This is a genomic window from Nocardia sp. CY15, from assembly GCF_009829295.1.
Classification (GTDB): Bacteria; Actinomycetota; Actinomycetes; order Mycobacteriales; family Mycobacteriaceae; genus Nocardia; species Nocardia sputi.
The window spans coordinates 1-4708 of sequence record NZ_VUOT01000075.1 but is presented as its reverse complement, the minus strand read 5'-3'; the positions used below and the strand labels follow the sequence as shown (position 1 = coordinate 4708).

Here is a 4708-nt window from a genome sequence, read left to right as displayed (position 1 = left end):
TCAAACGTCATCTCGCCGACGTCGTCTACCACCGGCTCCAGCAAACCAAGCCCCACACCACTTGCCACGAGGCCGCAGCTTGACATAGGAGATTCACGGCGGTTCTTTCGGCTTACGGCGGACGTGGTAGTTGGCGCTTCACATCCTGCCGCCGAAAGAACCGCCCCTCAGCTCACCACCTCTGCCACCGCGTCACCAACGTCATGCCCCACAACAACTAGCTGCGCGAGCCGCGGCCGAGGGCCTGGCCACGGTACTGGTCGGCGACCCGGCAAGACCCGGCAGCGGCCGCCTGTATGAGTGGTGCGGCGAGTACGGCGCCCGCGGAATCGAATTCAGCTACCCCAACCCGGAGGACTACGTCTGGTGAACAACACCCATCCGCGCTATCCGAACCCCCCGCTCGTAGTCGAGGTCAGTGGCGAGTACGCCTGCTTCACCCGCCCGGAGATGAAATCCGAACGCTTCAGCTACGAAGTAATGACCCCGTCGGCCGCCCGGGGAATCCTGGACGCCATCTTCTGGAAACCTGAATTCGACTACATCATCGTCAAGATAGAGGTCCTCAAACCGATCCGCTGGTTCTCCATCCGCCGCAACGAGGTCAAATCGACTGTTTCCGATGATTGGGTCCGTCGCGCGATGGCCGATGCCGGCCTGCACTACGACGTCGAGGACGACCGCGATCAACGCAACACCGTCGGACTGCGCGATGTCGCCTACCGCATCCACGCACAGATCAAGCTCCGGCCACACGCCACAGCGACAGAGGTGGCCTACCGGGAGCAGTTCCGCCGCCGCGTCGACAAGGGCGCTTGCTACTCCCAGCCGTACCTCGGTACCCGCGAATTCTCGGCCCGCTTCGGCAAAGCTACCGCAGCCGAACCCATTTCGGACTGCCGCGACAAGGACAAAGAACTCGGGATAATGCTGCACAGCATCCACTACGACGAGCACGGAGGCGAAACCTACAGTTGGTTTCCCGCCAAGCTGACCAACGGGGTCCTGCGCGTCCCGCCCAACGGCACCCGACTTCCCTCGGCCGGTCCGGCCAAACGCGGGAGGCGAACCGATGCTGATTGACCGACTCGTCAAAAGCCGCACCACCGATGACAGCGTGCCCCGCTACTACCGGATCAGGACGGTGCGGTGGTCGGTCGTGCTCGATGATGCCGGGAATCCGAGTCTGATCGACCGCGCCGACGCCGAGCACAAGGCCGGATCACCTTTGGCGACACCGTATCTGACACGCACCAGCGGTATCGCGGCGATGCTGCTGGTCGACACCCTCGAATACGCCTTCGCTCTCGCCAAGAAGGACGATGACAAGGCCCGCTGCGACTCCGGCCGGCGTCACGACGCCTACCTCGCCATGCTACGGGAGTACCAGGAGTCCAGCGGTGACACCGTCGCGCAGAAGTTGTGTGAATTCTTCACTGGTGGAAGGTATCTCGATGTTCTGGCCGATTTGAGGCTGCGGGAGGCCAAGTCGTCGGATCTGGTCATGTTCCTCGTCGCGGGTGAGCTGGTGCACCTGCGGGAGTCGGCGACCAAGTTGTGGGCAGCAGTGGCACGAATCCGCAAGAGCTCTGGCGGCGAGGGGTTCTGCTTGTCGTGTATGAACCTAGGGCCGCTGTTGAAGACGGTTCCGGAGATGGTCAAAGGCAGCCTGATCCCTGTGGGTGTCGACGCGTCGGGGCGGCCCAAACGCGGCAGGGACGCGGCGCTGGTGTCGGTCAACACCTCCGCCCAAGGGCGGATGGGAACCTTACAGCTGGCCAACACCCCGCTGTGCGAGGACTGCGGAGGCCAGGCCATGGCTGCGCTGAACAGTCTGCTGTCGGACCCACAGCGTCACCGCCGCGGCGAGGACACCGTGCTGACCTGGTGGCTGCGCGACCCCGCCATCGAATTCGACGTCCGTATCATCGACGCACCCCACCCTGGGCAGGTCGCGGCACTGCGCCGGGAAGTGTGGAAAGGGGAGTCGGGCACCGTCGTCGAGGGCACCGACTTCTACGCCATCACTCTGTCGGCGAATCAAAGCCGCGTCGTAGTGCGGGACTGGATCGATGTCCCGGTTCTGGAAATCAAGAAACGCTTCCGGGATTGGTTCGACGACCACGGCACCACACAGCTCTGGGCAGATGGCGTTCACGAAGTCGGGCTGAAGCGGATGGTCCAGGCCACCGGTCGCTGGGACAAACGCCGTGGCTCCTACGTCGTCGGCAGCGCGGCCCGCGGCATCGAACGAGACCTGCTGCGCTGCGCGCTACACGGCGGTTCACCACCACCGCACCTGGTTGTGAGGCTGTTGCATCGCATCCGCAACGACCACCACGTCGACCTGCCCCGCGTCGCGATGCTGCGCCTGGCCCTCAACCGCCCCCCATACCTGAAAGAGAAAGTCATGCCAGGACTCGACGAAACCGCCACCGACCCCGCCTACGTGTGGGGCCGGATGTTCGCCGTCCTCGAATCCGTCCAACGGCGAGCGATCCCCGACATCAATGCGACCATCCGCGACCGCTACTTCGGGCTTGCCATGAGCCAGCCGGCCGCCACCATGCGGATGCTGCGTCTCAACGCCAACGGCCACCTCAAAAAACTCATCGGCAAAGAAGCCACCCGCCCCGCCGGGCGGGCCCTCGACACCCGTCTGGCCAAGATCTCCGAGCTACTCGGTTACGAAACCGCGCTGCCCGCACACCTCGACACCACAGCCCAGATCCGGTTCATCCTCGGCTACGACCACCAACGAGCCGCCGACATGACCGCTGCCCGCGCCGCCAAAGCAGCGAAAGACGCCAAAAACGCTGCCGTCGAGAACATAACAACCGTCGAAGACATAGCCGCGGAAGAAACCGCCGCCGAACTCACCGCCTGAGAGAGACCGACAAGGAGCTTTCGATCATGACCACGTCCCCGCATCTGGACCCCACCCGTAAACACGACTTCGTGTTCCTGTTCGACGTCACCGACGGCAACCCCAACGGCGACCCCGACGGTGGCGGTATCCCCCGAACCGACCCCGAAACCATGCAAGGTCTGGTCACCGACGTCGCGATCAAACGCAAAATCCGCAATATGGTCGGTCTGCTCGGCGAAGGCAAACCCGGCAACGCCATCTACGTCGAAGCCGGAGTATCACTCAACTCCCAACACGAACGAGCCTACAAAGAACTCGACCTGCCCGGCGACAAACCCTCCGAACCGGTCGCGAAGCGCTGGATGTGTGAAAACTTCTACGACGTCCGCATGTTCGGAGCCGTCATGACCACCGGCACGAAAACCGCGGGTCGTGTCCAGGGACCGCTGCAGCTGACCTTCTCTCGCAGCATCCATCCCGTCCTCGCCCAAGAACACGGCATTACCCGCGTCACCCGCACCAAAGAAGACGACACCAAACAAACCGAAATGGGCAGCAAACACACCGTTCCCTACGGCCTCTACCGTGGCATCGGACACTTCAGCGCCCCCCTGGCCACCCGCACCGGTGTCACCACCGACGACCTCGCCCTGCTCTGGCGCTGCATGACCCTGATGTTCGAACATGACCGCGCCTCCACCCGAGGCGAAATGGCCCTGCGTGGCCTCTACATCTTCACCCACCACGACGCCTACGGAACCGCACCCGCCCACACCCTCACCGACACCGTCCACATCACCCCCGACACCCGCCAAACCCCGACAACCCCCATCCGCAACTTTACCGACTACACCATCACCATCGACGAAGCCGCCATCCCCGACGGCGTCACACTCACCAGAATCGTCAGATAGCCCTGGCTACCCGCCGATGAACACACCGCAGGCGTTCCCACACTTAAGAACCCCCAGTGCACACGGATTCCCAAGGAGGTTCCGAACTGACGAACAGCAGTTATGGAAACCGAGGCGCCCCAAACAGACTCCGTCGCGGGGCCCGGTCGACGTTCGCCCAGTTCGCGCACCGTGGCGGTCGCCCTCACGGGCGGCCGAGGATCGCAACACCGACTGGTCGAGCTCCTCGCGGGCGACCATCTCGTGGCGGTCGCCCTCACGGGCGGCCGAGGATCGCAACACCACCACCGAGGACGTGCTCAGCCAGCTGACGAGGTGGCGGTCGCCCTCACGGGCGGCCGAGGATCGCAACGAGCCCCACCTGGACTTGCTGGACCGCATCAACGACGTGGCGGTCGCCCTCACCGGCGGCCGAGGATCGCAACTACGGCTCCCATGGCCCCACCTCCGAGATCGCCAGGGGTGGCGGTCGCCCTCACAGGCGGCCGAGGATCGCAACATTTCCGGGCACCGCGCGGTGCTGGTGCGCAGCGTGTGGCGGTCGCCCTCATAGGCGGCCGAGGATCGCAACCCGACCGGGCCGGGTCAGATCTGCGGGAACGTGGTGTGGCGGTCGTCCTCACGGGCGGCCGAGGATCGCAACATCTGCCGTCGGGTCATGTTTCCGCCGCTGAACACGTGGCGGTCAACCTTACGGGTGACCGTGGATCGCAACCACTTCGATGAAATGGACAACGCGCACCCTTCGATGCGTGGCGGTCGCTCTCACGGGTGATCGAGGATCGCAACGTCGGCGACTGTCGCGTCCGGCTGAATACTGACCCTCTGGTTCCGGGTGAATGTTGACCCACCCGTGAACGATCATGAGGTGCTGAACGTGGAGGACTGGGCGGAGATCCGCCGGTTGCATCGCTCGGAGGGGATG

Annotated in this window: 3 protein-coding genes and 1 CRISPR repeat array; all 3 genes read left to right on the top strand. The window is 64.2% G+C overall.

Annotated elements, in window-relative coordinates:
- Positions 1-366: 366 nt before the first annotated feature.
- Genes cas5c through cas7c form a run of 3 tightly spaced genes read left to right on the top strand, consistent with a single transcriptional unit; the run spans position 367 to position 3783 of the window.
- Entirely contained in the window at positions 367-1083 is a 717-nt protein-coding gene (cas5c, locus tag GVY39_RS33535; protein WP_159930975.1) for a type I-C CRISPR-associated protein Cas5c, read from the top strand.
- The gene (gene cas8c, locus GVY39_RS33530; protein WP_159930976.1) at positions 1073-2887 is read left to right on the top strand and encodes a type I-C CRISPR-associated protein Cas8c/Csd1; all 1815 of its coding nucleotides are present in this window, start codon (positions 1073-1075) and stop codon (positions 2885-2887) included. Before cas5c ends, cas8c begins: the two co-directional genes overlap by 11 nt.
- Before the next feature lie 26 nt (positions 2888-2913).
- Complete coding sequence (gene cas7c, locus GVY39_RS33525) at positions 2914-3783, top strand: type I-C CRISPR-associated protein Cas7/Csd2 (protein WP_159930977.1); 870 nt, start codon at positions 2914-2916, stop codon at positions 3781-3783.
- Positions 3784-3954: 171 nt separating this feature from the next.
- Positions 3955-4572: direct repeats of the CRISPR family, unit length 37 nt; unit sequence GTGGCGGTCGCCCTCACGGGCGGCCGAGGATCGCAAC.
- Positions 4573-4708: the final 136 nt, after the last annotated feature.